The 243-nt window shown below is 49.4% G+C and carries 1 protein-coding gene; it reads left to right on the plus strand.

The genetic code is table 11. From position 1 onward, the window contains the following. Positions 1 to 243, plus strand: a 243-nt coding sequence (locus GSY63_RS00035; RefSeq protein ID WP_166583810.1) for an MBG domain-containing protein, incomplete at both ends; no start/stop codon positions are given.

Below are 243 nucleotides of genomic sequence, written 5' to 3' on the forward strand. Positions count from 1 at the left end.
CAGCGCTTACAGCCAGTTACGCTGGTTTTGTAAATGGAGATACTCCATTAAGTTTGACTACATCACCAACCCTATCAACAACAGCAACCCCGGCCTCATCAGTAGCGGGTAGTTCTTACCCGATCACGGCAAGCGGTGCAGTGAATGCCAATTACACAATCAGTTATGTGCCGGGTGCCCTAACGGTAACACCTGCTTCACTGACGATTACTGCAGATAACCAAACGAAAGTTTACGGGGCGG

Origin of the sequence: Mucilaginibacter agri (assembly GCF_009928685.1) — a bacterium.
GTDB lineage: Bacteria > Bacteroidota > Bacteroidia > Sphingobacteriales > Sphingobacteriaceae > Mucilaginibacter > Mucilaginibacter agri.